This is a genomic window from Haloprofundus marisrubri (assembly GCF_001469955.1).
Taxonomy (GTDB): Archaea; Halobacteriota; Halobacteria; order Halobacteriales; family Haloferacaceae; genus Haloprofundus; species Haloprofundus marisrubri.
The window spans coordinates 16653-38506 of the sequence record NZ_LOPU01000029.1; the positions used below are offsets into that span (position 1 = coordinate 16653).

A 21854-nucleotide genomic window follows, 5' to 3' on the forward strand; every position below is an offset into this window, starting at 1 on the left:
GCGATGTACCGGTTTACGGTGTTGTACCATGTCGAAACACGCAGAACAAGTACTAGATACCGAAACCGTCGAGACTCTCGGGTCGAAACTTCGAGGCGACGCGCTTCACCCGACTGACGAGGGCTACGACGACGCCCGGACGATTTGGAACGCGATGATAGACCGATACCCGGCGATTATCGCCCAGTGCGCGGGCACCGCCGACGTGATGACGTCGCTGGCGTTCGCGCGCGACAACGACCTCGAAATATCGGTTCGCGGCGGCGGCCACAACATCGCCGGCAACGCCGTCTGCGACGACGGGATGATGATAGACCTCTCTCCGATGTCGTCGGTTCGCATCGACCCCGAGCGGAAAATCGCCCGCGTCGGCCCCGGCGCGACGCTCGCGGACTTCGACCACGAAGCCCAGATGTTCGGTCTCGCCACGCCCGTGGGTTACAACTCCACGACCGGTATCGCCGGATTGACGCTCGGCGGCGGGTTCGGATGGCTCTCGCGGAAGTTCGGACTAACGCTCGACAACCTCCGCGCGGCGGACGTCGTCACCGCCGACGTCAGACTCCGTCACGCGAGCGAAGACGAGAATCCGGACCTCTTCTGGGGTATCCGCGGCGGCGGCGGAAACTTCGGCATCGTCACCTCCTTCGAGTTCGACCTCCACGAAGTCGGTCCCGAAATTCTCTCGGGGGTTATCGTCCATCCGCTCGAAGACGCGTCCGACCGGATTCACGAGTACCGCGAACTCGCCGCCGACGCGCCCGACGAGGTGACCGTCTGGTTCGTCATCCGTCACGCGCCGCCGCTTCCCATCATCCCCGAGGAGTGGCACGGCGAGAAGGTGCTCATCTTCGCGGCGTACTACCACGGCGGACTCGACGAGGGCGAGAGAGCGCTCGAACCGTTCCGTGACCTCGGCGACCCGATCGCCGACGCCATCGGACCGCACCAGTACGCCGAGTGGCAGGGGGCGTTCGACCCGCTGCTCGCACCCGGTGCGCGCAACTACTGGAAGTCGCACAACTTCGAGGAGATGACCGACGGGATGATTTCGACGTTCGTGGAGTACGCGGAGACGATTCCGACGCCGCACACCGAAATCGCCGTCGCCCAACTCGGCGGGGCGACAAACCGGGTTCCGGTCGACGCGACGGCGTATCCGCACCGAGACGCGGAGTTCCTGATGAACCTCCACACGCGGTGGGAAGAGCCCGAACAGGACGAGATGTGCATCGAGTGGGCGCGTGACCTCCACGAGGCGATGAAACCGCACGCGACCGGCGGCGTCTACGTCAACTTCATCCCCGAAGACGTGGGCGAGGAGCGCGCTGCCTACCGCGAGAACTACGAGCGACTGACCGAACTCAAAGCTCGCTACGACCCCGACAACGTGTTCTCGATGAACCAGAACGTCGAACCGTCGGCGTAAACGCCCTCTCGGTCGTTTCTTCGTTTCTTCTCCGCACCGATTCGGCGCTTTCCGCGTTCAGGCGACTCTGTCGCTCAGTGGCGTCTGCGGTCTCGCTTCGAGTGGCTCTGCCTCCGTTCGATACTGTTCGTACAGCGACTCCGCCCACGCGCGAACGTCGGGTGCGTCCGTGTCGACGACGGCGTGAAGCAGCCCAGTGTCCGGGTCGAGACAGCAGATACAGACTCTCTCGTCGAACAGACTCACCCCGCATCGGTCCTCGTCGGGCAGGTTCTCGTGGACGAGCACCGTACAGTTTCGATTCCCGAGCGCTTCGGCGGCCTGTTCCGGATACGACGACACCACGGATTCGAGAACCCGTGGCGAGTAGATGTACTCCATCTCCATCCCTGCGAGCAGGTTGTGCTGGACCGTCTCCACGTTCCGCGTTTTCAAGATGGTCGTTCCGAATCCACGCAGCCTGTCGGTTTCGTCTATCAACTCGCCGACTCGCTCGACCGGTTCGTACGGATATCCCGGTCCGGGGTACGAGACGACGGCGTCGGTGAACTGGTCGACCGAAAACTCTCGTAGCTCGCCCGGGACGACCGGCCAGACGTCTCGTAACTTCCGTTCCATCGCCATCGCGTCGACGAGGCCGAGAAATCGGTCGGCGATGAACCGTCCTAAGGAGGTGAGTTCGTACCGTCGGCCGTCGCGGACGACCCACTGTCGCTCGTCGAAATCACCGAGCACGCGACCGACCGTCGACGACGAAGCCTCGGTCGCTTCCAAGAGTTCGCGTCGACTGCGCGGACCTCGAACGAGCGCTTCGAGTGCGAGCACGCGGTGCTCCGACCGTGCGAGAAACTCGATATCGTCGAGGCGATTCGACATGGTAACAGTACGCATTGCACCGGAATAACGTTCGTATCCGTCGGCGATGGCGACTTTCAGAGACGCGACTGCCTTCGGCCCCGGTCAGTGAAGAACTCCGGCTACGACACGTCCGAGAGCTGTTCGACCGTTCGCTCGCGGCCGTCGACGAACGCCGACTCCAGCGCTCGTGCGACCGTCTCGGCGTCGCCGTCGCCGCCGGCGCGCGCGACGCTGCCGACCGAACCGGGGTCGAACGGAACCGAGAGTGCCTCGTACACCGGTTCTAATACTCCCGAAATTTCCTCGTGGTCGGCGACGAGCACGCACCCGGAGACGAGCGCCGCACCCTTGCGGACGCGCTGGGCGATACCCGCGATTTTTCCCGCGGACTGCACCGAGTGCGCACCGGGGCAGAACGAGTCGGGTGGTTCGCCGCGTTCGGCGTCGACCCCCACCGTTTCGAGTCCGCGAATCACCGTCGCCACCGCGTCGTCGTACCGCTCGTCCAACCCGCGGCGCATGTCTTCGACCGGCCGCGCGTGTGCGAACGCGAGCGTCGTCCCCGTGTAGGCGACGGCCCGGCCGCCGACGCTCCGTTCGATGGCGGGATAGCCGCGTTCCTCGGCCGCTTCGCGGGCGGCATCGTAGCCGTCGGCGCGGGTGTCGCGTCGTCCGAACGCCATCTGGCGCGCTGGCGACCAGACGCGCAGCGCGGGTACGCCCGTCTCGGCGACGTCTTCGAGCAACGTCGCCGTCACCTCGCGGTCTGCGTCCCGGTCGCTCGCTCTCCCACGTACGACTCGCATACTGCCCTCTGCGCACTCGCCGTACCTAACCTAACCGCCTCGGCTATCACCTTCGCACTTCGAGTCTCGCATCTCGAACTGCGGGGTTCGACGGGGCTATTGCCTCGGACTCCTACCACTCTACAATGGCGGTTACGCTCTCTTCGTCCGTCGCCGAGCGCTACCGGCGCTTCTCGCTGTACAACTCGCCGTATCCCGCCCACGACACCGGGTGCGCCGTCGACTTCTACCCCGAGACGAACGACGGTCTGTCGCCGGTTTCGGGCGAAGTATTGGATACGAAATCGGTTCGTGCACCGCCGAAGCCGTACGCCGTCGAAGAAGACCACCTCATCCTGATTTCGGTCGACGAAGCGAACTCGCCGGGGGTCCGGTTCGACGACCCGGAGTCCGACTACGTCGCCCGCGTTCTCCACGTCGACCCGGCGGTCGAACCGGGCGACTACGTCGAGGTCGGCGAGTCGCTCGGCGAGATGGTCCGGTCGGGATTCTTCGGGCAGTGGGTCGACAATCACGTCCACCTCGGCTTCCGCCGCGCCGACCAGAACGCCTACCGCGCGGGCGGGTCGCTACCGCTCGCGCTCGACGTGCCAGTGGAACCACTCGCATGGGACGGAACTGGAACCGTCGTCGGCGTGGGCGAAACGCACGCACTGCTGGACTCGCCGTCGCACCCCGAACCCGGCCGATATTTCGCGGGTATCGCCGCCGACGACGGCCGTGTGCTCGACGGGGGAGTGGCCCACTACACGGGCGGCGGCGTTCTCTCGTCGCCCGGTGGTGACGAGGTGGCGACGACAGATGCACCGCTCTCGTTTCTGGAGTTTCCGGTCGGGTCGGTGAGCGGACGCGACGTACACTGGGAGTCGTTCGACGTCGTCGCCAACGGCGAGCGAGCGACCGGTCTCTCGTTGTTCGCGGCGCAGGATTCGCGGTTCGGCGCGAAACTCGTCTTCCACGAGGGCCACGAGTTCGCCCTCGGCGACGCGGTTCGCGTCGAACTCACGGCGAGCGACGACCCGATTCGACTCGGATGAGGCGGTGAGTCGGTGAGCGGAGCATCGAAAAGAGTGGACTCGGTCAGGTGACGGGTCTCAGTCGCTTCGTCGGGCACGATTTGCCGCTGTTCGCCGCTTCAGCCGTGTTTTTCGCGGTGGTGTTGCTTCCGCTCGGTGTACGTCTCGTCGGCCTCGACTTTCTGCCACCACGCTTCGTAGACGAGGGCCGCCTCGCGCTTGTCGTCGTCGGCCCAGTGCTGCGGTTCGCACTCCTTGCCGTCGTCGTCGTACTTCTTGCCGCCGGGGTAGCGCGCGTAGCGCATCGCGCGGGTGTAGCCCATCTGGAGATACTTGCGGGCCATATCCATCCCGACGAAGTCGTCTCGGTCACGGTAGTCGAGAAAGCGGTTGTAGATGGCTTCGCCGGACCCGTCGGCCGAGGCGCGGTCGGTGTAACTCCACAACTGGAGGAGTTCGTCCTTGTACGGTTGGACTTTGAACACGCCTTCCTCGCCACGGCCCACCGAGTAGCACTCGGGGTGGTCCCGGAAGTTCGTCTCGTACTCCGGGCCACTGTTCGTCGTCTCGGACGCGTCGTTGGCGGACGCCGCGTCGTCGTTGGTCGCCGATTCGGTGCTGTCGGTGTTCTCGGTGCTGTCCGGCCTGTCCGCCTCCGACTCGTCGTCCGCCCGACTTCCGCCCGACGTTGAGTCCATGTGCCTCATACATCGTGCACCCGTATTACTCCACCGTCGCGCCGTGGTTCCGAAACCGGCGGCTACAAACCGTTCGGCGGGAGAGAACGACCATGGACGACTCGGACTCCTTTCAGGAGGCTGCCGCCGTGCTCCAGCAGTTCATCGAACAGGAACACGGCTACCTCTCGTGGCTGAACACGGGTGTCGACAGCCTCGAACGCGGGCGCGTCGTGATGTCGATTCCGTACGACGAGAAACTCACGAACACCACGTCACCGCCGACCATCCACGGCGGCGTCGCCGCGACGCTCATCGACACCGCTGGCGGCATCGCTCAGCGGTCGACGTTCGACGACCCGACGCAGGGCGGCGTCGCCACGGTGAACCTCAACGTCAACTACCTGCGCCGCGCGTCCGGCGACCTGACGGCAACAGCGGAGGTCATCCGAACCGGCGGCAGTATCGGCGTCAGCGACATCACCGTCGAGAGTCCGACTCCCGATGGCGGTACCGAAGCCGTCGCCACCGGACAGGCCGCGTATCGAATCTTTAGATAATCGCGTTTCTCTTTCTCTCTCGGCTGTACCGATAGCTGCGTTCCTACCGGCCGTTCAGATACCCCGGCCGACTCCCGTCGCCCAGTGACAAGGTGAGACAGCGAACCGACCCGCCGGCCTTCTGGAACTCGTCGGTGCAGACCGCTGTCGTCTCGTAGCCGTGTGCCTCTAACAGCGCGGCGGTCTTCGGGTTGCCGCGGCTCATAATCACGCGTTCGCCGTCGACGGAGTGGAGGTTACACGCCAACCCGCCGGTCGACTCGTCGACGGGGGCGTCGATGACCGTCTCGAACAGCGCATGAATCGTCGCCAATCCCTCGTCGGTAAATGCCTCAGACTGAATCAGCACGGTCTCCTCGTCCAGCGGGGCGAAACAGACGTCGAGGTGGTAGTAGTTCTCGTCGGTGAGTTCGAGCGTCACGACGCGGACGCCGAGTCGGTCGGCTATCTCGTCGTACGCGCGCTTGTCGCTGCGGATGCCGTAGCCACCCCACAGCAGTTCACGGCCGGGGTGCCAGATGGCGTCGCCGCCGCCCTCGAAGCGCGTCCCCGGTGCGAGCGACATCGTCCGGTAGCCGTTCTCCTGACACCACGCGCCGAAGTACGTCGGTTCGTCGACTCGCTCCGCGTTCGACATCGCCGCGAGAACGACGCCGTCACCGTCGGGCGTCGCTACCCCGTGGTTCGCGCAGAACACCATATCCGGCAGGCCTTCCGGCGGGAGCGTCTTGCGTTCGGTCGATAGCGACGCCCATACCTCGTCGGGGTCGAAGACGAGTACCCGTGACGCGTACTCCTCGTACGCTTCTTGGAGCGTTTCCCACTGTTCGGTCGCCGCCGTGCCGTCGACCTCACCGCCCATGTACGGGTTGATGTGGTAGCGAACGTCGAAGTACTGCGGACTGACGAGCAAAACGGTCTCGTGGTCCTGTCGGGAGGGGATAGATTCGAGGTCGAAGTCGAGTACGCGCGCCGTGTCGTACACACGGCCGACCTGCGTCACGTCGCGGGAATCGATTGCCATGGTAACAGCCTTCAACCCATCTGATTGTAAATCCTTCCCCAAAAAGCAGACTATTCTTCATTGATTGTCGTGCTAGTAACCGAATAAAACTCAATATTTACACAAAAATAAGCCTTTGAATTGGTCTTTGTCAATCAGACAAAGGTCACTTCGCCGAGCGTCGTCGTCTCGCCGAACAGCCAGTCGGCGTGGTCGACGGCGTACTCCTTGTGTGCTTCCTCGATGTGGCCGATTGCGTCGGTCACGAGTACCGGACGGAAATCGCGGAGGCCGGCGCTGCCGGCGGTGTGGAGTACACAGACGTTCGCCAGCGTTCCACAGATGAGCAAGTCCTTCACGCCGTGGGCGTTCAGCCACCCCTCCAACTCCGTCTGGTAGAACGCGTCGTAGGTGTGTTTGGTGACGACGTGGTCGTTTTCGCGTACGTCGAGTTCGGAGACGAGTTCGGTCTCCCACGTGCCCTCGACGACGTGTTCGCCCCAGCGGTCGAACTCGTCGTAGTATTGGTTCTTCTCGAACTGTTCGGGTGGGTGGACGTCGCGGGTGTAGACGACGTGCGCGCCGGCGTCGTGCGCGCGGTCGACGAGCGTCGACGCCGGGTCGATGGCGTCCTCGCTGGCCGGGGCGTAGAGGCTTCCATCGGTGTGACAGAAGCCGTTCTGCATGTCGACGACGATAACGGCGGTTCGGTTAGGGTCGTACATACTCGTTGCTCCGGTCGCGGCGAGTAAATCGTTTGGTGAGGGGCGTAGTACGGCCACCGCTGCCAGTCGGCCGTTGGGTGTCCTACGGCGTCGCAGACAGTGACGCCCGGCCGACCGCTTTTCACACTCGAAGCCGTTGTGTGAGTATGCGACGTACACTCGCGGTGGCGGTTGCCGCGCTGATGGTGCTTTCGGGGTGTGCCGGCTTCGTGGGGTCGGACACCCCCGCGCCGGACTCGACAGCCGCCGGAACCGACGCCGCGGACGACGTTTCGTCCCCGACGGATACGACCGACGGTACCGATTCGACTGGTGACTCCACCGACGACGCCCCACCGGCCGGTGACGCGCCCGCCTCCGATGCGATGGCGCAATCACCGCCGGACCCAGACACCGACAGACTCGGTTGGGAAGGCGGCTACTGGTACAACGAGACGCTGACCGTCGACCAGTCCGACGGCCTCAACGAGTCCGAACTCGACGCGGTGGTCAACCGCTCGATGGCCCGCGTCGAGCACGTTCGACAACTGGAGTTCGAGGGTTCGGTCCCCGTCGAGGTCATCTCGCGGGCGGAGTTCCGCAACCAGTCGACCGGAAGCAGCGCGAACTACCCGCCGCAGCGCCGCGCGTTCGACAACGCGAAGTTCGAGGCGCTGTTCATGATAAACGAGTCGACGGACTCCATCGCCGTCCAGAACACCAACACCGGCGCGTCCGTCGGTGGCTACTACAGCCCCGCCGACCGACAAATCGTCGTCGTGAGCGAGAACACCACCTCGCCGAAACTCAACGAGGTGACGCTCGCCCAAGAGCTGTTCCACGCGCTGCAAGACCAGCAGTTCGACCTGACTCGCTACAACCAGTCGACGCGCGAGAAACACAACGCCGTCGACGGCATCGTCGAGGGCGACGGCAACTACGTCGACTGGCTCTACGAACAACGCTGTAACGCCGAGTGGAACTGTCTCGAAGACAGCGCTCGCAGCGGCGGTGGCGGCGGCCTCGCCAACTACGGCCCGTACCTCATCCAGTACCAACCGTACAGCGACGGTCCGGCGTTCGTCCGTCAACTCCGCGAACGCGGCGGTTGGGAAGCAGTCAACGCGGCCTACGAGAATCCACCGGCGAGCACCGAACAGACCATCCACCCCAACCGATATCCGAACGACACGCCGGTCGAACCGACGGTGACCGACCGGACGAGCGGCACGTGGCAGCAACTCGAACCGGAGGGGCGGCCGAACTACGGCGAACTCGGTGAAGCGGGCGTGAACGCGATGCTCGTTTACCCGCTGTACGAGACGCAGGGACAGACGCAGATAATCCCCGCCCGACAGTGGTACAACCTGAACGAGAGCGGCGAAATCGAGCAGTTCGACCCGTTCAACTACGACCATCCGTACACCGACGGCTTCCGCGGTGACCGCTTCGTCGCCTACCAGAACGACGCGGGTGAGACGGGCTACGTCTGGAAACTCGTCTGGGACAACTCTTCGGAGGCAAACCAGTTCCTGAACGGCTACGAACGGGTTCTGCAGTTCCGTAGCGCAGAGGAAGTACAGGGAGCTTCCGGCCCCGGAACCGTCTACCGCATCGCCGAAGGTGACAACGGCTTCGCCGACTCGTTCCGCGTCGTCCAGAACGGCGACACCGTCTACATCGTCAACGCACCGACCGTAGAGCAACTGTCGGAAGTCCGCTCGACGGCGTAAGTCGCCTCGTCGACTTCCGAACCGGCGGTTACTGCATCCCGCGTGGGAACGCTTTTCGCGCCACACTCCAAGATAGAGGTGTGTACACGCGCATCACGCTCGCACTCGTCGTCTGTCTGGTCCTCGCCGGGTGCACCGCGCCGTTGACGGACGGGTCACCGTTCGACGGCGGGTTCGACGGATTCGGCCAAACCGACGGCGAGGACCGCCTCGGGTGGGAGAACGGTTACGCCGCCGACGACCCGCTTTCTATCGACCAGTCCGACGGGTTGAACGAGTCCGAACGCGAGGCGTTCGTCGCCCGAACGATGGCCCGCGTCGAGTTGGTCCGACAGTTGGAGTTCGAAGAACCGGTTCCCGTCGAGGTCATCACCCGCCAGGAGTATCAACAGCAGCGAGGCGGTGGCGGCGGCGACCCCGAGTATCAGGCGTGGAACAACCAAGTGTGGGAGTCGCTGCTGCTCGTCGGTGAGGACCGCAACATCTCCGACGTGATGGACTCGGTGTACGGCGGCTCCGTGCTGGGGTACTACTCGCCGAGCGAGGACCGCATCGTCATCGTCAGCGACTCCGAGACGCCGGTCATCGACCGGACGACGCTGGCGCACGAACTCGTCCACGCGCTACAGGACCAGCAGTTCGGACTCACTGGCGGCGCGGCGACCCAAGACGGTCAACTCGCACGAAACGGCATCGTCGAGGGTGACGCCCGCTACACCGAGACGCTGTACGAGCAGCGTTGCGCAACCGAGTGGGACTGTGTCCCCCGACCGGAGAGCGGCGGCGGCAGTAGCAGCAACAACGGCGCACCGGGCGTCTTCCTCACCATCTACACGCCGTACGCTGACGGCCCGCAGTTCGTCCACACGCTGTACGAAGAAGGTGGTTGGGAGGCGGTCAACGCCGTCTACGAGGCGAAACCAGAAAGCACCGAACAGATAATTCACCCTGAAAAATACCCCGACGAACGACCTGCAAACGTCACCGTCGAGGACCGTTCCACTCAGGAGTGGTCGCGCTTCGACACCCGACCCGTCGCCGACACGGTCGGCGAGGCGTCGCTGTACGCGATGCTCTGGCAGAACGGCTACATCAGCCAAGAGAACCTCCGCAACAGCCCCGACGAGTACTCGCCGTACAACTACTCACATCCGGCGACGGCGGGGTGGGCCGGTGACGCCGTCGTTCCCTACGAAAGCGACGACGGCGAGTACGGTTACGTCTTCGAGAGCGAGTGGGATACCGAGAGAGACGCCCGTGAGTTCGCGGATGCGTACCGAACGACGCTGCTGATGCAACTCGGTGCGGAAGAAGTCGGCGACGGCGTCTACCGCGTCCCCGACGACAGTTCGTTCGGCGACGCGTTCCGCGTGACGCAGGACGGAACGACGGTCACCGTCGTCAACGCGCCGACGACGGAACAGTTGGACGACGTTCACTCGGCGGAGTGATTCGGTTTCGAGTTTTCTCTGGCTCTGTGAGCAGCCCCAAGTCGTGACGGAAGTGGCGTGTTGGATAGAGAGGGTGTCTTCAGCATCCGTAACCGACCAGCTATTCTGGTACCTAGATGCCTGTAGAGTAGGGCCACCCTCGCACTCTCTGGGGTAAGGTTATGCTAACGTATGACAAGAAAAAGTATGGCATCCGATTCAAACGGGACGATTGCACTCGGGTTGGGGCTCGGAAACGCACTTGGTGCTGGGATAGGAACGGCCATCGGAGCGATTACTGGTGACCTCCCCTTCTGGTTAGGGATGGGAATTGGTCTGGGTTCGGCGCTCGGTACGGCCATAGGCGTCACCTTCGCCCGTGGTGGAAACTCCGGCCACACCGATACACCGGAGCGCCCCGACTCTGTCTAACCGACTCGCACACTCTCTTCAGCACACGGTTTCAACAACCGATCATCGATTGAGATTCGACAAAGCAGTTGGAGGCGGTACACCGTTCGGACTGACTCGTCTTCTCGTCTCTCTCGGTCTCTCGAATATCTCGACCCCACGACACCTATCGTGCGCCAAATGCGGCGCAAGCGGCACGGCGGAGGACGAGAGTCTCACTCCTGCTGTCACAGAGCTGTCACAGAGCTGTCACACAACTGTCACAGAGCTGTCACACAACTGTCACAGAGATGTCCCGTGAACCCATCTACGTCGTATCTCTGGACGCTCGTATCGTCTCCACAGCGCTCACATCTCGTGGTTAGCACCGAGGACTACATTCCTCCAATCTCTCTTCACGCATCGTGAGTCAGGATTATCCTCTTCTGTTCTTTCGGGAGCGCAATCACTGGTATCTCGCTCCGTTTGAGTAGTTCTGCCGTGACATCTCCAGTGAGATATCTCACCCAGCGGTTCCCTGCCCGTGGAACGAATGCGATTGCGGTCGCCCTCTCCTCTTCGGCGGTGCGTCGAATCGTTTCGCCGACGTTTCGCCCGTACAACGTGCGGAACTGGAGGGTGGGCCCGCCATCGGGGAAGACCTCCCAAAAGGAGCCGTACGCTTTCTCGGCGAAGACACGGCGCTGTTCGACGGATGCCTTGTCGGGTACGCCCTCACCTTTTTCGACGACGTGAACGACGACGACCTCCGCATCTTTAGGGTCGAAGTGGTAGACGACCCGGGCAGTGTTCGCGGCGTTATGCGGACCGGCAATCGGGACGAGTACTCTGTCGAAAACCCCGGACGTCATACGCTCTATGTTCGCCGCTACCAGCAAAACCTTTCCGGACAAATTGGCGAATCCAGAACATAATCTGTTCTAATTTCTCTTTGAGCATGACATTTAAAAGAGGTAGTAACGAAAAATGAATCAGCCGAACAGATGGAGGCTCCGTCGGGAGTGCACTCTCTGTTCGGTACGTCCTATCGCGTCTGCGCCGAACGACGAGTTCACCTAGTTTAGCCTACCTCTGGCTCCAGACGCTTTCACACCGTCCGACCCACAACAGGGTGACTTTTGCACCATCCGTCCGAACGCGACGTAATGAGCGACAGCGAGTTCGACATCGTCGGTCCCGAGGCCATCCGCGAGGGCCGCGCCACCGACGCCTACTTCGACCGGACCGAGACGACGCTCCGACACGCCGGGAAGAACCCGCACGTCGTCGCCGAAGTCACCGCCGACCAGTTCCCTTCCGGCGAGTTCGAGGTGCTCGCGGGCGTGAAAGACGCTGCCTCGCTGTTAGCTCCGCTGGGCGTGCGCGTCGACGCGATTCCCGAGGGGACGCTGTTCGACGGCGGCCCCGTGATGCGTATCGAAGGGAACTACCTCGACTTCGCGCGTTACGAGACCTCGCTTCTGGGCTTTCTCTCGCACGCCTCCGGCGTCGCCACCGCGGCGCTCGAAACCCGCGTCGCCGCCCCGGAGTCGAACGTCCTCTCGTTCGGCGCGCGCCACGTCCACCCATCCATCGCCGCGATGGTCGAACGCAGTGCGCTCCTCGGTGGCCTCGACGGCTTCTCGCACGTCGCCGCCGGCGATGTGCTCGGCCGCGAAGCCAGCGGAACGATGCCGCACGCGTTGCTTCTCTGTTTCGGCCGCGGGGAACAAGAAGACGCGTGGCAGGCGTTCGACGAGGCGGTTTCCGAGGACGTACCGCGCGTCGCGCTCTGTGACACTTTTTCGGACGAGAAAGACGAAGTCGTTCGCGCCGCCGAAGCGCTCGGCGACCGCCTCTCGGGGGTTCGCCTCGACACGACGAGTTCGCGCCGCGGCGACTTCCGCCACATCGTCCGCGAAGTGCGCTGGGAACTCCAGACCCGCGGCATCGACGATGTCGACATCTTCGTCAGCGGTGGTCTCGGTCCTTCCGACCTTCGACACCTCCGCGACGTCGTCGACGGTTTCGGCGTCGGCGGCTACGTCTCGAACGCGACGCCCGTCGACTTCGCGCTCGATATCGTCGAAATCGACGGCGAGGCCATCGCCAAGCGCGGGAAACTCTCGGGCGTCAAAGAGGTGTATCGGACAGCGGACGGTCACCACCACGTCGGTCTCCGCGGCGGCGAGGCTCCCGCCGACAGCGAGTCGCTCATGGAACCGCTGGTTCGCGGCGGCGAGGTCGTTCCGTCGTTCGACATCGATGCGGCCGCCGAACGCGCGCTGACCGACGCGGCGAAGACCGGATTCGGCGCGGAGTAGCGCTCGTCGCTTTACTCGCCGACCTCGCCGAGGAGTTCGGCGGCGATGCCGACAGTCGAGAGCACGCAGACCACGACGCCGCCGAAAAAGAAAGCGAGCTGTGGAATCCCTCCCAGAATCGGAAACCACGCACCGAACAGGTCCGCGAAGACGCTCCCGACGGCGATGCCGACCGCCGTCGAGCCGAGAGCGAAAACGAGTGCGTGCGGGAGGAACTGAAGCGAGTATCGAACCGTCGAGTAGGGGCTGGTTACGGCTGTTTCAACCATTGCTTTTCAGCACTCGGAACGTCGACAAAACTCCGTCGAAGGTCAGAACGAGACGCAGTCGGTTTGGCTGTGGCCGGGTCGGAGGGATTCGAGAAAATACAGGAACGGAATCGGCGAGTTAGAGTTCTTGGACGCTGCCGCCGTCGGGTCGCTCGCGGAACACTTGGCCTTCGAAGAGAGTGACCATCGTGTCCTCGTCTTTCCACGCGAACGGCGAGAGGCGGGCTTTCCGGCAGACGCGCGTGAGGTACTCCTCTTCGCTCCAGCCGTTTTCGACCGGAATCGTCGGGTAGAGCCAGCCGTGTTGTCCCCCGCTGTCGACGGCGACCCCGTGGGTACCGAGTTCGAGGTCCGACAGGGGGTCGTTAGTGAGAATCGTGTTGTTGACGATACAGACCGAGATGTTCAGATTCGGAAGCTCCGGCGGTTCGACCTCCGAGCCACACGAGTCGCCCGACGCCGCTTGGATGGCGGCGTCGACTATCGCGTGGCCGAGTTGGTCTTTGCCTCGATAAGCTCCCGCACAACCGCGGAGCTGTCTTCGTCCACGTGTCGATTGTAGCCGTACGAACGCGCCGGTTCGAGCATAAAACGCATCGCGCATGCTCCCCGGTTGCTCACGCTGGCCATGCAGGACGAACGATTCGACCGACTCCCGCGCAAGTTCGACCGCCCGAGCCCCATCCTCGTAGGAGAGGCGTATGGTCTGCGCCTCGGACATACAACGATTCAGGAGTGCCGTTGACTTGAACGCTTCCCTTCACACAAGGTGTCGGTCTCACGGATTTTAATGTCCGCATAACGGCGTAGAATCCGACCGAACGACTTATTCGACTCCTGAGAGTACTTTCGCTCGGCAGAGAGAGCCCGACCTCCGTGACCCACGGTGCGTTCTGCGCGTCCGTGGGACATGAGGAAAGTCCCCCCACCGTCCGAACAGGTGACCGGGCGCAAGCCCGGAGTCGGAGACGGCTGGCTCTGGAACAGAAACGAGACCCCTCGGTCCGACCGATGATGTGCGCGAACCCGACCGTAAGGAAGGGAAGTTGACCCACAGAGGAGAGACGACCGAGAACGGATGGAACGGCGAAACCTCACCGGTGCAAGTCCGCGCCACGCGGCCGATGCGGCGCGATTCGTGCGTCGCCCGGCCGCACGGTAGTTCGGACGACGGACGCGGACGCTCAGCCGAATGTCGGGACGAACAGAAGGGGGCTTACTCCTCTCAGCCGCTTCTCGCCGCCGAGCGACGCGTCTCGCTCACGAGTTATTAACTGAAACCCGAATACGTAATAGACTCTCACTAAGAAACGCCCCGATTATCGCAGTTCGATTAATAAGCCTTCGTCGACTACGACTATTCAATGAGTGACTCGCGTCCGGACGACACCGACGACTGTGGGTGTTGCTCCGCGCAGGACCACCAGTCGCGGTCGTCGGACAGTCGTGAACAGGGTGACGCCGACAGCGACGGCTCTCCGGACGAGGGGTATCCGAACAGTTCTGGAAACTCCTCGACGCCGACCCACGACGTCGCACAGTTCTCGGTTCCAGAGATGGACTGTCCGTCGTGTGCGGGCAAGGTCGAAAACAGCGTCCGGACACTGCAGGGTATCGAAGAAATCGACCCGCAGGTGACCACCGGCACGCTCACCGTCGGCTACGACGGCGAGCAGACCAACCCCGAGGCCATCGGTGCCCGCGTCCAGAAGGCGGGATACCGCGTCGAACGTTCCGACACCACAGTGAAGCTCTCGGTCCCATCGATGGACTGCGCTTCGTGCGCGGGCAAAGTCGAGAACGCGCTCGAACGTCTCGACCTCTCGGGATACGAAACCCGCCCGACGACCGGACAGGTCGTCGCCACCTACGACCCGAACGTCCTCGACGAAGCCGATATCGTCGCCGCCATCGAGAGCGCAGGTTACGAGGTCGTCGACGCAGCAAACGACGGGACGACGGACGACGATGCCGAGTCCTCGAACGACAGCATCTGGACGAGTTCCCGCGGCATCAAAACGTGGGTCAGCGGCGTGTTCGTCACGCTCGGCCTCCTCTTCGAGTTCGTCCTCGGCGCACAGAACGCAGTCGTCGCCATGGTGCTCGGCAGCGAACTCGCCGTCGCTGACGTACTCTTCGTAGTCGCTGTCGCCGTCGGCGGCCAAGCCATCCTCCGAAACGGCTACTACTCCGCGCGCAACCGAAATTTGGACATCGACTTCCTGATGTCGGTCGCCATTCTCGGCGCGTTGACCGCCAGTCTCGCGTTCGACGAAGCGCTGTACTTCGAGGCGGCGACGCTCGCGTTCCTGTTCAGCATCGCCGAACTGCTCGAACGCGCCTCGATGAACCGCGCTCGAAACTCCCTGCAGGAACTGATGGACCTCTCGCCTGACGAGGCGACGGTCAAACGAGATGGGAGCGAGGAGACGGTACCGGTCGAGCAGGTCGCCGTCGGCGATATCGTCGTCGTCCGCCCGGGCGAGAAGATACCGATGGACGGCGAGGTAATCGACGGCGACAGCGCCGTCAACCAAGCGCCCATCACCGGCGAGTCGGTGCCGGTCGACAAGACCACCGGCGACGAAGTCTACGCAGGCACCATCAACGAGGGCGGCTACCTCGAACTACGGGTCACGACCGAGGCGTCGGAGAACACGCTCTCGCGCATCGTCGAGATGGTCGAAGACGCCCAGTCGAACCAGACCGAGCGAGAGCAGTTCGTCGAACGCTTCGCCGACGTGTACACGCCCATCGTCGTCGCGTTCGCGGTGCTCGTCACCCTCGGCAGTCCGTACGTACTCGGGACGAGTTGGTCGACGGCGGTCGTCTACGGGCTGACGCTCTTGGTGCTGTCGTGTCCCTGTGCGTTCGTCATCTCGACGCCCGTGTCGGTCGTCTCGGGTATCACCAGCGCCGCGAAAAACGGCGTGCTCATCAAAGGCGGGAGCCACCTCGAAGCGATGGGCGACGTCTCGGTCGTCGCCTTCGACAAGACGGGGACGCTCACGAAAGGCGAACTCACCGTAACCGACGTCGTCCCCCTCAACGGCAACACCGAAGAAGACGTGCTCCGGTGTGCCCGCGGACTCGAAGAACGCAGCGAACACCCCATCGGCGAGGCCATCGTCGCGCAGGCCAACGGCCGCGGCGTCGACGACCGGTCGGTCGACAACTTCGAGAGCATCACCGGCAAAGGCGTCCGTGCGGACCTCGACGGAACCCCGCACTTCGCCGGCAAACCCGGTCTGTTCGAGGAACTGTCGTTCGACCTCTCGCACGTCCACGCGACGACCGACGGCGGTGTCGTCACCCGCACCGCCCAGCATCTCTGTGACCGCAACAACTGCCTTGACCTGCTCGACGGCACGGTCCCGGAACTGCAGTCGCAGGGGAAGACGGTCGTTCTCGTCGGCACCGAGGAGGAACTGGAAGGCGTCATCGCCGTCGCCGACGAGATACGCCCCGACGCGGCCGCGACGGTCGCTCGCCTGAAAGAACTCGGCGTCGAGCGAACCGTGATGCTCACCGGCGACAACGAGCGGACCGCCCGCGCCATCGCCGAACAGGTGGGCGTCGACGAGTTCCGCGCCGAACTCCTGCCGGACGACAAAGTCGCGGCCGTCGAAGAACTCGAAGCCGACTACGAGGACGTGGCGATGGTCGGCGACGGCATCAACGACGCACCGGCACTGGCGACGGCGACCGTCGGCGTGGCGATGGGTGCGGCGGGCACCGACACCGCGCTCGAAACCGCCGACATCGCGCTGATGAGCGACGACCTCTCGAAACTCCCGTATCTGTACGAACTCGCGGGCGACGCGAACGGCATCATTCGTCAGAACATCGTCGCCAGCCTCGTCGTCAAGGCCGGCCTCGCCGTCGCCGTCCCGTTCGGCGTCGTCCCGATTTGGGCGGCGGTGCTGGCGGGCGACGCCGGGATGACCGTCGGCGTCACCGGCAACGCGATGCGACTCTCCCGCGTCCAACCGCGGGCCGTCGAGAGCGAGGCCACCGTCGTCGACGGCGACACGACGAGCGGGGACGAACCCACCGAGGCTGACACTGAGGCCGACACGAACGACACTGACGGCGCGGCCGACGAAGTCCGTACAGAAGCACAGCGCGCTGATTAGACTGAACTGCGTCTCCGCGGACGCTGACTTTCGACTCTCCTCTCGACGATGTCAGGCGCTACCGAACCTCTCCCCGCGTCCACTCGGTGTCGTCGTCGCTGCTGACCGCCACCCACCAGTGACCGGTGGCCCACCGTGGGACATCGTATCTGAACGTCACCTGCGTCGATTCTCCCGGTTCGAGCGTGACGTCTTTGCCGGCTAACTCGGCGGGGAACCACCACACGAACGTATTGAGCGACACCTCCTGTGTGTCGGCGCGTTCGCCCCTGTTGGTGACTGTCGCTTCGACGACGAACGTCTCCCCCTCGCCGACTGGCGAGTTCGTGTCGTCGATTCGAACGTCGAAGAACGCCGGCGACGGTTCTGGTGTGGGCGTCGGCGTCTCTGCCGGCGTGGATGTCGCAGTCGGCGTCTCCGTCTCCGTCGGTGCCTCGGTCGGTGTCGCACTCGGTGTGGCGGTCGTTTCCGTCGCTGTCGAATCCGCGAGCACCACCGTCTCACGCGCGACGACACTGTCGCTCTCGGTGTCGACGACGAGAACGGTGAGCGACCCGCTCATCTCGTGTGTCAGCGTCACCTCGTCGCCGGGAGTGACCTCGTCTTCGAAAACGGACTCGTAGCGTCGTTCGTCGGTGTCGGTCTGGAGTATCACGTCGACGTGCCCACCGTCGAGGGTGCCGCCGCCGCCGTGGGTTACAATGATATCTGTCTCCGTCGCCTCGATAGCGATGTCGACGGGTGGCGTCTCCGGTGTTGACGCGTCGATTGCGGCGAGTACGGCGACGCCACCGACCGAGGTAATCACTACGACGACTCCCAAGAGGAGGACAACACCGACTGTCTCGGACTGCCCACGGTCGAGTTTCATGTAGCGTCTCCCACACTCACGAACTGTCGGATAGTCGTCGGTCCATCCGCGACTTAATACCACTCGTCTCCGCTGACCAGTCTCTCAGTCGAACGGTCGCAATGCTCATACGTTCCCCCGAAGCACCTCATGACATGTCGTCTCGACTGCCGACGCTCGCCGTCGTCGCCCTGCTCGTCGTCACAGCGGGGTGTCTCGGCTCGCTCGCCGACGGCGGCGGGTCGTCGGACGCGCCGCTTCCCGGAAGCTCTTCGACGTCGACGGACCACGAGAGCGAAACCGCCAGTACCGGAACCAACCCGTGGGGTGACGACCCCATCGTCGTCGCCGTCGAGAACCGAGGTGAACCCGGCCGCGAGTTCACCCCGCTGGTCCGGCAAGCGACGAGTTACTGGGAAGAGAACGCCCGCGAGTACACCGGTTTCGACGTCGACTACCGCGTCGTCCCGGACGCGGAGAACCCGGACCTCGTCGTCGAGTTCGTCGACGAGGTGCCGAACTGCGACAACGTGACTCACGCCGCGGGCTGTGCGCCTCGTATCACCGACGCTCGGCAGATTCAACGCCCCGAGACCGTCTCGGTTCGGACCGGTCTCTCCGACGAGTCGACGGAACTCGTCGTGCGTCACGAACTCGGTCACACGCTCGGACTCGGCCACGACGACGAACCCGCGGACGTGATGGCCGCCTCCTCGGTGCTGTACACCGAACCCCAACCGAACGCTACCGAACGGGCCTTCCCGTGGGACGACGCGCACTTCACCGTCTACGCGGACACCGAGAGCGCCGACGACCCCGAGGCCGCCCGCGAGCAGATTCGCCACGCCTTCGAGTACTACGAGAACGGGGCCGACGGGAGCGTCCCCGCCAACCTGACGTTCGAGTACGTCGATTCGCCGGAGGACGCCGACGTGAAGGTGCTGTTCGAGGATGGCTCTGCGTGCGGTGACGGCCCCGGGTCGTGTGCGGTGTCGTCCGGGCCGGACCCCGACGGCGACAGCGCGATAGAGCGGTACGAACAGCTCGAAATCACGCTCGTCGACCTCGACAGCGCCGCTATCGGCTGGCACGTCGGCGCGTGGTTCGCTACCTACGGCGTCGGTGCGGAGGACCCCGCCGACAAACCGGAACCGTTCCAAGACGCCGGTTACAGCGAACGGCGCAGCAACTGGTGGGAGTGAGCGAACAGAGCGCAATTTCTTTCATCTCGTCGACTAATACTGAGGCATGGAGTCGACCCCGACGGACGTGGGAGCCGACGACGGCGGTTCGACCCCCGTAGAGTGGGCCGGCGACCCCGAACGCGACTTCCGGCCAGTACTCAAACATCTCGGTCTCGGTGCCGGCCTCGCGTTCATGCTTCCGATTCTGTTTCTCCTCGGTAGTCTCGTTCTCGACGTCGACCCTGCCGACCCGCTCTCGCTCGCGGTGTTCGTTCTCCTGTTCGTCGGTGGACCGGGGTCGATTCTCTACGTTCTCCTTGCTGCGGAGTTTCTCACCGACGAACAGCGCGCGCAACTGCCGAAGTTCGACTGGGTCCGACTCCCGTGGCTGCTGGCGGCGCTTCCGTTCGGAGTGCTCGTTATCTACTCGGGCGTCACGTTCGAGCCGCTACTCGTGGTGTGGCTTACGCTGTTCTTTCTCGCCTACTACGCTGCTGCCAGCCGTCACGGCCACGGTCTCGTCGACAGTTCCACCGGCGAAGTCGTCTACTTCGTCGACGGCCAGCGCTACGAGTCCGACGTTCGCGGCCTATCGCACATCCGATGGGTCAGTTTGGGCGGCCACGCGTGGTGTTGGCTCGGCTTCGGCCGCGGACATCTGTTCGCCTCGCGGACCGTCCTTGCCGTTCCTGTCGACCAGTTCCCACCGGTTCGTGCCGAACTGGAGGCAGTCGCCGCCCGCGACTACGACGGCTACGACGCCGGCGGCATCGGCCGGGCAGAGCGCGTCGTGGTGGCCGGGTTCGGGGTGTTCGTTCTCGGCGTCGCCGTCGCCTTCGCGTTCGTTGACGCCGTCCCGTTCGGATTCTCCGTACTGATTTCGCTTTCCGCCGCGCTGTTTCTGTTCCTCTCGTGGTGGTGACGACTGTCGTCGATACAATCATTTCACCCCCCGACGAACGGAAGGTATGGCTCCGTCCCCGACGCCTCGGAGGTCGGTTTCGCTCTCGGTTCCGCCGTCGGACGGCCCCGACGACGGTGACGGCCGCCGCATCGAGTGGCGTGCTGCCCCCGACGGCAACCTTGCGGACCTCGCCAGACACGGGTTTATCGGCCTCGTCGTCGCGGTTCTCTCACTCGCCGCGGCGCTGGTGGTGTTTGCCTCCCTCGACGCCCCGAGTGACGGACTCGACCGTGGATGGTTGCTTCTCGTCATGTTGTTCGTCGGCGGCCCCGCGTCGTTGCTGTATCTGGCGGCGGCCGTCGGTGTCGACGGCAGCGAGGCGGTCGCATCGCTGTTTCCGGGTGTCGACACACTCTCGCTCCCGCGTGTGACCGCGGCGGCGCTCGTCGGCGGTGTCGTCCTCTTGATGGTACTCCTGCACCCGCTGTTACCCGTCGCCTACGGCGTGGGACTCGTCGCACTGTACGTCGTCGACAAAGCACGACACACCGAAGGCAGTCTCGACGCCGAGTCGGCGACGCTCGGGCGTCCGGTCGCCGACAGCGAGCGCCGCCACGACATCTCGTCGCTGTCGGGGTATCGTTCAGTTCGTCTCGGCCGATACGTCGTCTGTTGGCTGCAGTTCGACGATATGGCGCTCAACGCGCCGCGAGTCGTCGTGTTTCCGGCTTCGTCGTTCCCCGCGATTCGGGCCGCACTCGACGAGATACGGGCAGCCACCGAAGACACCGACTCCGACCCCGCCGTTCGTATCGCGGCAGGTCTGTTGGGGCTGCTTTTTCTCGGGGTGGCGGCGTTTATCGTCGTCGGCATCGGGAATCCGAGACTCTCCGCGTACGCGGTGTCGATTCTGGGGCTGTTCGCGGCGCTGTTGCTGTTCGCCGCGTGGCAGGCGTAACACGACGCCCAATCCTCGATGCTCCATTCACTCGCTGCCGACCGCCACACAGCGTTTTGTGAGTCGCGCGCCAACGACCGACCGTGAACCCCGACGAACTCGACGCGGCGCTTCGCCGCGAGTTTCCCGGAAGCGACGCCGAGTACCGTGTCGTCGTCAGACAGGCTGGTGACCTCGCCGACACCGGAACGGCCGAGACCGACCGAGGTGTTCCGCTCTCTGTCGACGAAATCGTCGCCAACCTCTCGGACGCACCCGACGAAAGCGTCGCGAGTCGGTGGAACTGGTGGATGGGGGCGCTCGAAGCCGCGTACGGCGGGTACGAACCGTTTCAGGTGCGCCGGATTCCGAAGGAATAGGGGCCAGACGGACGAAAGTGTGCGGTCGGTAGTGTCGGTGCGGTCGTCGCTGTCGATTCAGTCGCCTCGTCTTCTCGTCTGCGGTTGTTCTGGGACGAGATGCAGTCCGGGTGTCTCCAGAAGCGCCAGATAGCCGTGAGCGTCGACGACGTGGTCTCGGAGTGTGGCGACCGAAATACCGACGAACGACTCCTCGCAGTCGTCGACGGGACAGACACCGGTGAGTCGAGGCTGGTCTTCACGAGTGAACGCGTCGTTACTCAC

General features: G+C 64.0%; 22 protein-coding genes and 1 other RNA gene. 13 read left to right on the forward strand and 10 right to left on the reverse strand.

Features of this window, described 5'->3' with window-relative positions; all coding sequences use genetic code 11:
- Window positions 1–28: 28 nt before the first annotated feature.
- Window positions 29–1429, forward strand: a complete 1401-nt coding sequence (locus tag AUR64_RS10575) for an FAD-binding oxidoreductase (protein WP_058581928.1) — start codon at window positions 29–31, stop codon at window positions 1427–1429.
- 57 nt (window positions 1430–1486) lie between these two features.
- Here the strand turns inward: AUR64_RS10575 and AUR64_RS10580 are convergent, their stop codons facing one another.
- Both AUR64_RS10580 and AUR64_RS10585 read right to left on the reverse strand, forming a co-directional pair.
- Window positions 1487–2305, reverse strand: coding sequence for a helix-turn-helix transcriptional regulator (locus AUR64_RS10580; protein WP_058581929.1), 819 nt, complete (start codon window positions 2303–2305; stop codon window positions 1487–1489).
- Window positions 2306–2406: 101 nt separating this feature from the next.
- A complete protein-coding gene (locus AUR64_RS10585) occupies window positions 2407–3093 on the reverse strand; it encodes a lipoate--protein ligase family protein (RefSeq protein ID WP_058581930.1) in 687 nt (228 codons plus the stop codon).
- Window positions 3094–3218: 125 nt separating this feature from the next.
- On the opposite strand from AUR64_RS10585, the gene AUR64_RS10590 reads away from it, so the two are divergent.
- Window positions 3219–4130, forward strand: coding sequence for a hypothetical protein (locus tag AUR64_RS10590; protein WP_058581931.1), 912 nt, complete (start codon window positions 3219–3221; stop codon window positions 4128–4130).
- A gap of 98 nt (window positions 4131–4228) precedes the next feature.
- Here the strand turns inward: AUR64_RS10590 and AUR64_RS10595 are convergent, their stop codons facing one another.
- A complete protein-coding gene (locus AUR64_RS10595; RefSeq protein WP_082230715.1) occupies window positions 4229–4807 on the reverse strand; it encodes a DUF4385 domain-containing protein in 579 nt (192 codons plus the stop codon).
- A 92-nt stretch (window positions 4808–4899) separates the two neighbouring features.
- Between AUR64_RS10595 and AUR64_RS10600 the strand changes: the two genes are divergently transcribed.
- On the forward strand, window positions 4900–5346 hold the full coding sequence (locus AUR64_RS10600; protein ID WP_058581932.1) for a PaaI family thioesterase: 447 nt from the start codon (window positions 4900–4902) through the stop codon (window positions 5344–5346).
- A gap of 43 nt (window positions 5347–5389) precedes the next feature.
- Here AUR64_RS10600 and AUR64_RS10605 read toward each other — a convergent pair whose 3' ends face one another.
- Window positions 5390–6370 (reverse strand): dimethylarginine dimethylaminohydrolase family protein, encoded by a 981-nt coding sequence (locus tag AUR64_RS10605; protein ID WP_058581933.1) that lies wholly within the window; start codon window positions 6368–6370, stop codon window positions 5390–5392.
- Between the two features lie 134 nt (window positions 6371–6504).
- Window positions 6505–7074 carry a cysteine hydrolase family protein gene (locus AUR64_RS10610; protein ID WP_058581934.1) on the reverse strand — a complete coding sequence of 190 codons (570 nt, stop codon included), beginning with the start codon at window positions 7072–7074 and terminating at the stop codon, window positions 6505–6507.
- Between the two features lie 146 nt (window positions 7075–7220).
- Here AUR64_RS10610 and AUR64_RS10615 point away from each other — a divergent pair, with 146 nt between their 5' ends.
- The 3 genes from AUR64_RS10615 to AUR64_RS20020 all read left to right on the forward strand — a co-directional run bounded on the left by AUR64_RS10615 (window position 7221) and on the right by AUR64_RS20020 (window position 10648).
- Window positions 7221–8786 (forward strand): Hvo_1808 family surface protein, encoded by a 1566-nt coding sequence (locus AUR64_RS10615; RefSeq protein ID WP_058581935.1) that lies wholly within the window; start codon window positions 7221–7223, stop codon window positions 8784–8786.
- Window positions 8787–8866: 80 nt separating this feature from the next.
- Window positions 8867–10237: an Hvo_1808 family surface protein gene (locus AUR64_RS10620; RefSeq protein WP_058581936.1), complete on the forward strand. Its 1371-nt coding sequence runs from the start codon at window positions 8867–8869 to the stop codon at window positions 10235–10237.
- 186 nt (window positions 10238–10423) lie between these two features.
- A complete protein-coding gene (locus AUR64_RS20020) occupies window positions 10424–10648 on the forward strand; it encodes a hypothetical protein (RefSeq protein WP_082230718.1) in 225 nt (74 codons plus the stop codon).
- A gap of 374 nt (window positions 10649–11022) precedes the next feature.
- Here AUR64_RS20020 and AUR64_RS10625 read toward each other — a convergent pair whose 3' ends face one another.
- Entirely contained in the window at window positions 11023–11520 is a 498-nt protein-coding gene (locus AUR64_RS10625) for a universal stress protein (protein ID WP_155120576.1), read from the reverse strand.
- A gap of 252 nt (window positions 11521–11772) precedes the next feature.
- Here AUR64_RS10625 and AUR64_RS10630 point away from each other — a divergent pair, with 252 nt between their 5' ends.
- Window positions 11773–12930, forward strand: coding sequence for a nicotinate phosphoribosyltransferase (locus AUR64_RS10630; RefSeq protein ID WP_058581938.1), 1158 nt, complete (start codon window positions 11773–11775; stop codon window positions 12928–12930).
- Window positions 12931–12941: 11 nt separating this feature from the next.
- Here the strand turns inward: AUR64_RS10630 and AUR64_RS10635 are convergent, their stop codons facing one another.
- On the reverse strand, window positions 12942–13199 hold the full coding sequence (locus AUR64_RS10635) for a hypothetical protein (RefSeq protein WP_058581939.1): 258 nt from the start codon (window positions 13197–13199) through the stop codon (window positions 12942–12944).
- Between the two features lie 118 nt (window positions 13200–13317).
- Window positions 13318–13920 carry a TIGR00296 family protein gene (locus AUR64_RS10640; protein ID WP_058581940.1) on the reverse strand — a complete coding sequence of 201 codons (603 nt, stop codon included), beginning with the start codon at window positions 13918–13920 and terminating at the stop codon, window positions 13318–13320.
- 134 nt (window positions 13921–14054) lie between these two features.
- Between AUR64_RS10640 and rnpB the strand changes: the two genes are divergently transcribed.
- Both rnpB and AUR64_RS10645 read left to right on the forward strand, forming a co-directional pair.
- Window positions 14055–14430, forward strand: an RNA gene (gene rnpB, locus AUR64_RS14740) — RNase P RNA component.
- 133 nt (window positions 14431–14563) lie between these two features.
- A complete protein-coding gene (locus tag AUR64_RS10645) occupies window positions 14564–17335 on the forward strand; it encodes a heavy metal translocating P-type ATPase (RefSeq protein WP_082230721.1) in 2772 nt (923 codons plus the stop codon).
- A 58-nt stretch (window positions 17336–17393) separates the two neighbouring features.
- Here the strand turns inward: AUR64_RS10645 and AUR64_RS10650 are convergent, their stop codons facing one another.
- Complete coding sequence (locus tag AUR64_RS10650) at window positions 17394–18206, reverse strand: type IV pilin (protein ID WP_058581941.1); 813 nt, start codon at window positions 18204–18206, stop codon at window positions 17394–17396.
- Between the two features lie 134 nt (window positions 18207–18340).
- Between AUR64_RS10650 and AUR64_RS10655 the strand changes: the two genes are divergently transcribed.
- From AUR64_RS10655 to AUR64_RS10670, 4 genes are all read left to right on the forward strand, one after another.
- A complete protein-coding gene (locus AUR64_RS10655; protein WP_058581942.1) occupies window positions 18341–19387 on the forward strand; it encodes a matrixin family metalloprotease in 1047 nt (348 codons plus the stop codon).
- A 46-nt stretch (window positions 19388–19433) separates the two neighbouring features.
- Window positions 19434–20291 (forward strand): hypothetical protein, encoded by an 858-nt coding sequence (locus AUR64_RS10660; protein ID WP_058581943.1) that lies wholly within the window; start codon window positions 19434–19436, stop codon window positions 20289–20291.
- A 46-nt stretch (window positions 20292–20337) separates the two neighbouring features.
- Entirely contained in the window at window positions 20338–21231 is an 894-nt protein-coding gene (locus AUR64_RS10665; RefSeq protein WP_058581944.1) for a hypothetical protein, read from the forward strand.
- 83 nt (window positions 21232–21314) lie between these two features.
- The gene (locus AUR64_RS10670; RefSeq protein ID WP_058581945.1) at window positions 21315–21590 is read left to right on the forward strand and encodes a hypothetical protein; all 276 of its coding nucleotides are present in this window, start codon (window positions 21315–21317) and stop codon (window positions 21588–21590) included.
- 57 nt (window positions 21591–21647) lie between these two features.
- Here AUR64_RS10670 and AUR64_RS10675 read toward each other — a convergent pair whose 3' ends face one another.
- Window positions 21648–21854: a hypothetical protein gene (locus tag AUR64_RS10675; RefSeq protein ID WP_058581946.1), complete on the reverse strand. Its 207-nt coding sequence runs from the start codon at window positions 21852–21854 to the stop codon at window positions 21648–21650.

Bases quoted from the DNA above. Each gene is read 5' to 3' on its own strand.
- AUR64_RS10650 (WP_058581941.1), bottom strand. From the start codon at position 18,206: ATGAAACTCGACCGTGGGCAGTCCGAGACAGTCGGTGTTGTCCTCCTC.
- AUR64_RS10655 (WP_058581942.1), top strand. From the start codon at position 18,341: ATGTCGTCTCGACTGCCGACGCTCGCCGTCGTCGCCCTGCTCGTCGTC.
- AUR64_RS10660 (WP_058581943.1), top strand. From the start codon at position 19,434: ATGGAGTCGACCCCGACGGACGTGGGAGCCGACGACGGCGGTTCGACC.
- AUR64_RS10635 (WP_058581939.1), bottom strand. From the start codon at position 13,199: ATGGTTGAAACAGCCGTAACCAGCCCCTACTCGACGGTTCGATACTCG.
- AUR64_RS10645 (WP_082230721.1), top strand. From the start codon at position 14,564: ATGAGTGACTCGCGTCCGGACGACACCGACGACTGTGGGTGTTGCTCC.
- AUR64_RS10615 (WP_058581935.1), top strand. From the start codon at position 7,221: ATGCGACGTACACTCGCGGTGGCGGTTGCCGCGCTGATGGTGCTTTCG.
- AUR64_RS10600 (WP_058581932.1), top strand. From the start codon at position 4,900: ATGGACGACTCGGACTCCTTTCAGGAGGCTGCCGCCGTGCTCCAGCAG.
- AUR64_RS10610 (WP_058581934.1), bottom strand. From the start codon at position 7,074: ATGTACGACCCTAACCGAACCGCCGTTATCGTCGTCGACATGCAGAAC.
- AUR64_RS10575 (WP_058581928.1), top strand. From the start codon at position 29: ATGTCGAAACACGCAGAACAAGTACTAGATACCGAAACCGTCGAGACT.
- AUR64_RS10630 (WP_058581938.1), top strand. From the start codon at position 11,773: ATGAGCGACAGCGAGTTCGACATCGTCGGTCCCGAGGCCATCCGCGAG.
- AUR64_RS20020 (WP_082230718.1), top strand. From the start codon at position 10,424: ATGGCATCCGATTCAAACGGGACGATTGCACTCGGGTTGGGGCTCGGA.
- AUR64_RS10580 (WP_058581929.1), bottom strand. From the start codon at position 2,305: ATGTCGAATCGCCTCGACGATATCGAGTTTCTCGCACGGTCGGAGCAC.
- AUR64_RS10585 (WP_058581930.1), bottom strand. From the start codon at position 3,093: ATGCGAGTCGTACGTGGGAGAGCGAGCGACCGGGACGCAGACCGCGAG.
- AUR64_RS10595 (WP_082230715.1), bottom strand. From the start codon at position 4,807: ATGGACTCAACGTCGGGCGGAAGTCGGGCGGACGACGAGTCGGAGGCG.
- AUR64_RS10640 (WP_058581940.1), bottom strand. From the start codon at position 13,920: ATGTCCGAGGCGCAGACCATACGCCTCTCCTACGAGGATGGGGCTCGG.
- AUR64_RS10590 (WP_058581931.1), top strand. From the start codon at position 3,219: ATGGCGGTTACGCTCTCTTCGTCCGTCGCCGAGCGCTACCGGCGCTTC.
- AUR64_RS10605 (WP_058581933.1), bottom strand. From the start codon at position 6,370: ATGGCAATCGATTCCCGCGACGTGACGCAGGTCGGCCGTGTGTACGAC.
- AUR64_RS10665 (WP_058581944.1), top strand. From the start codon at position 20,338: ATGGCTCCGTCCCCGACGCCTCGGAGGTCGGTTTCGCTCTCGGTTCCG.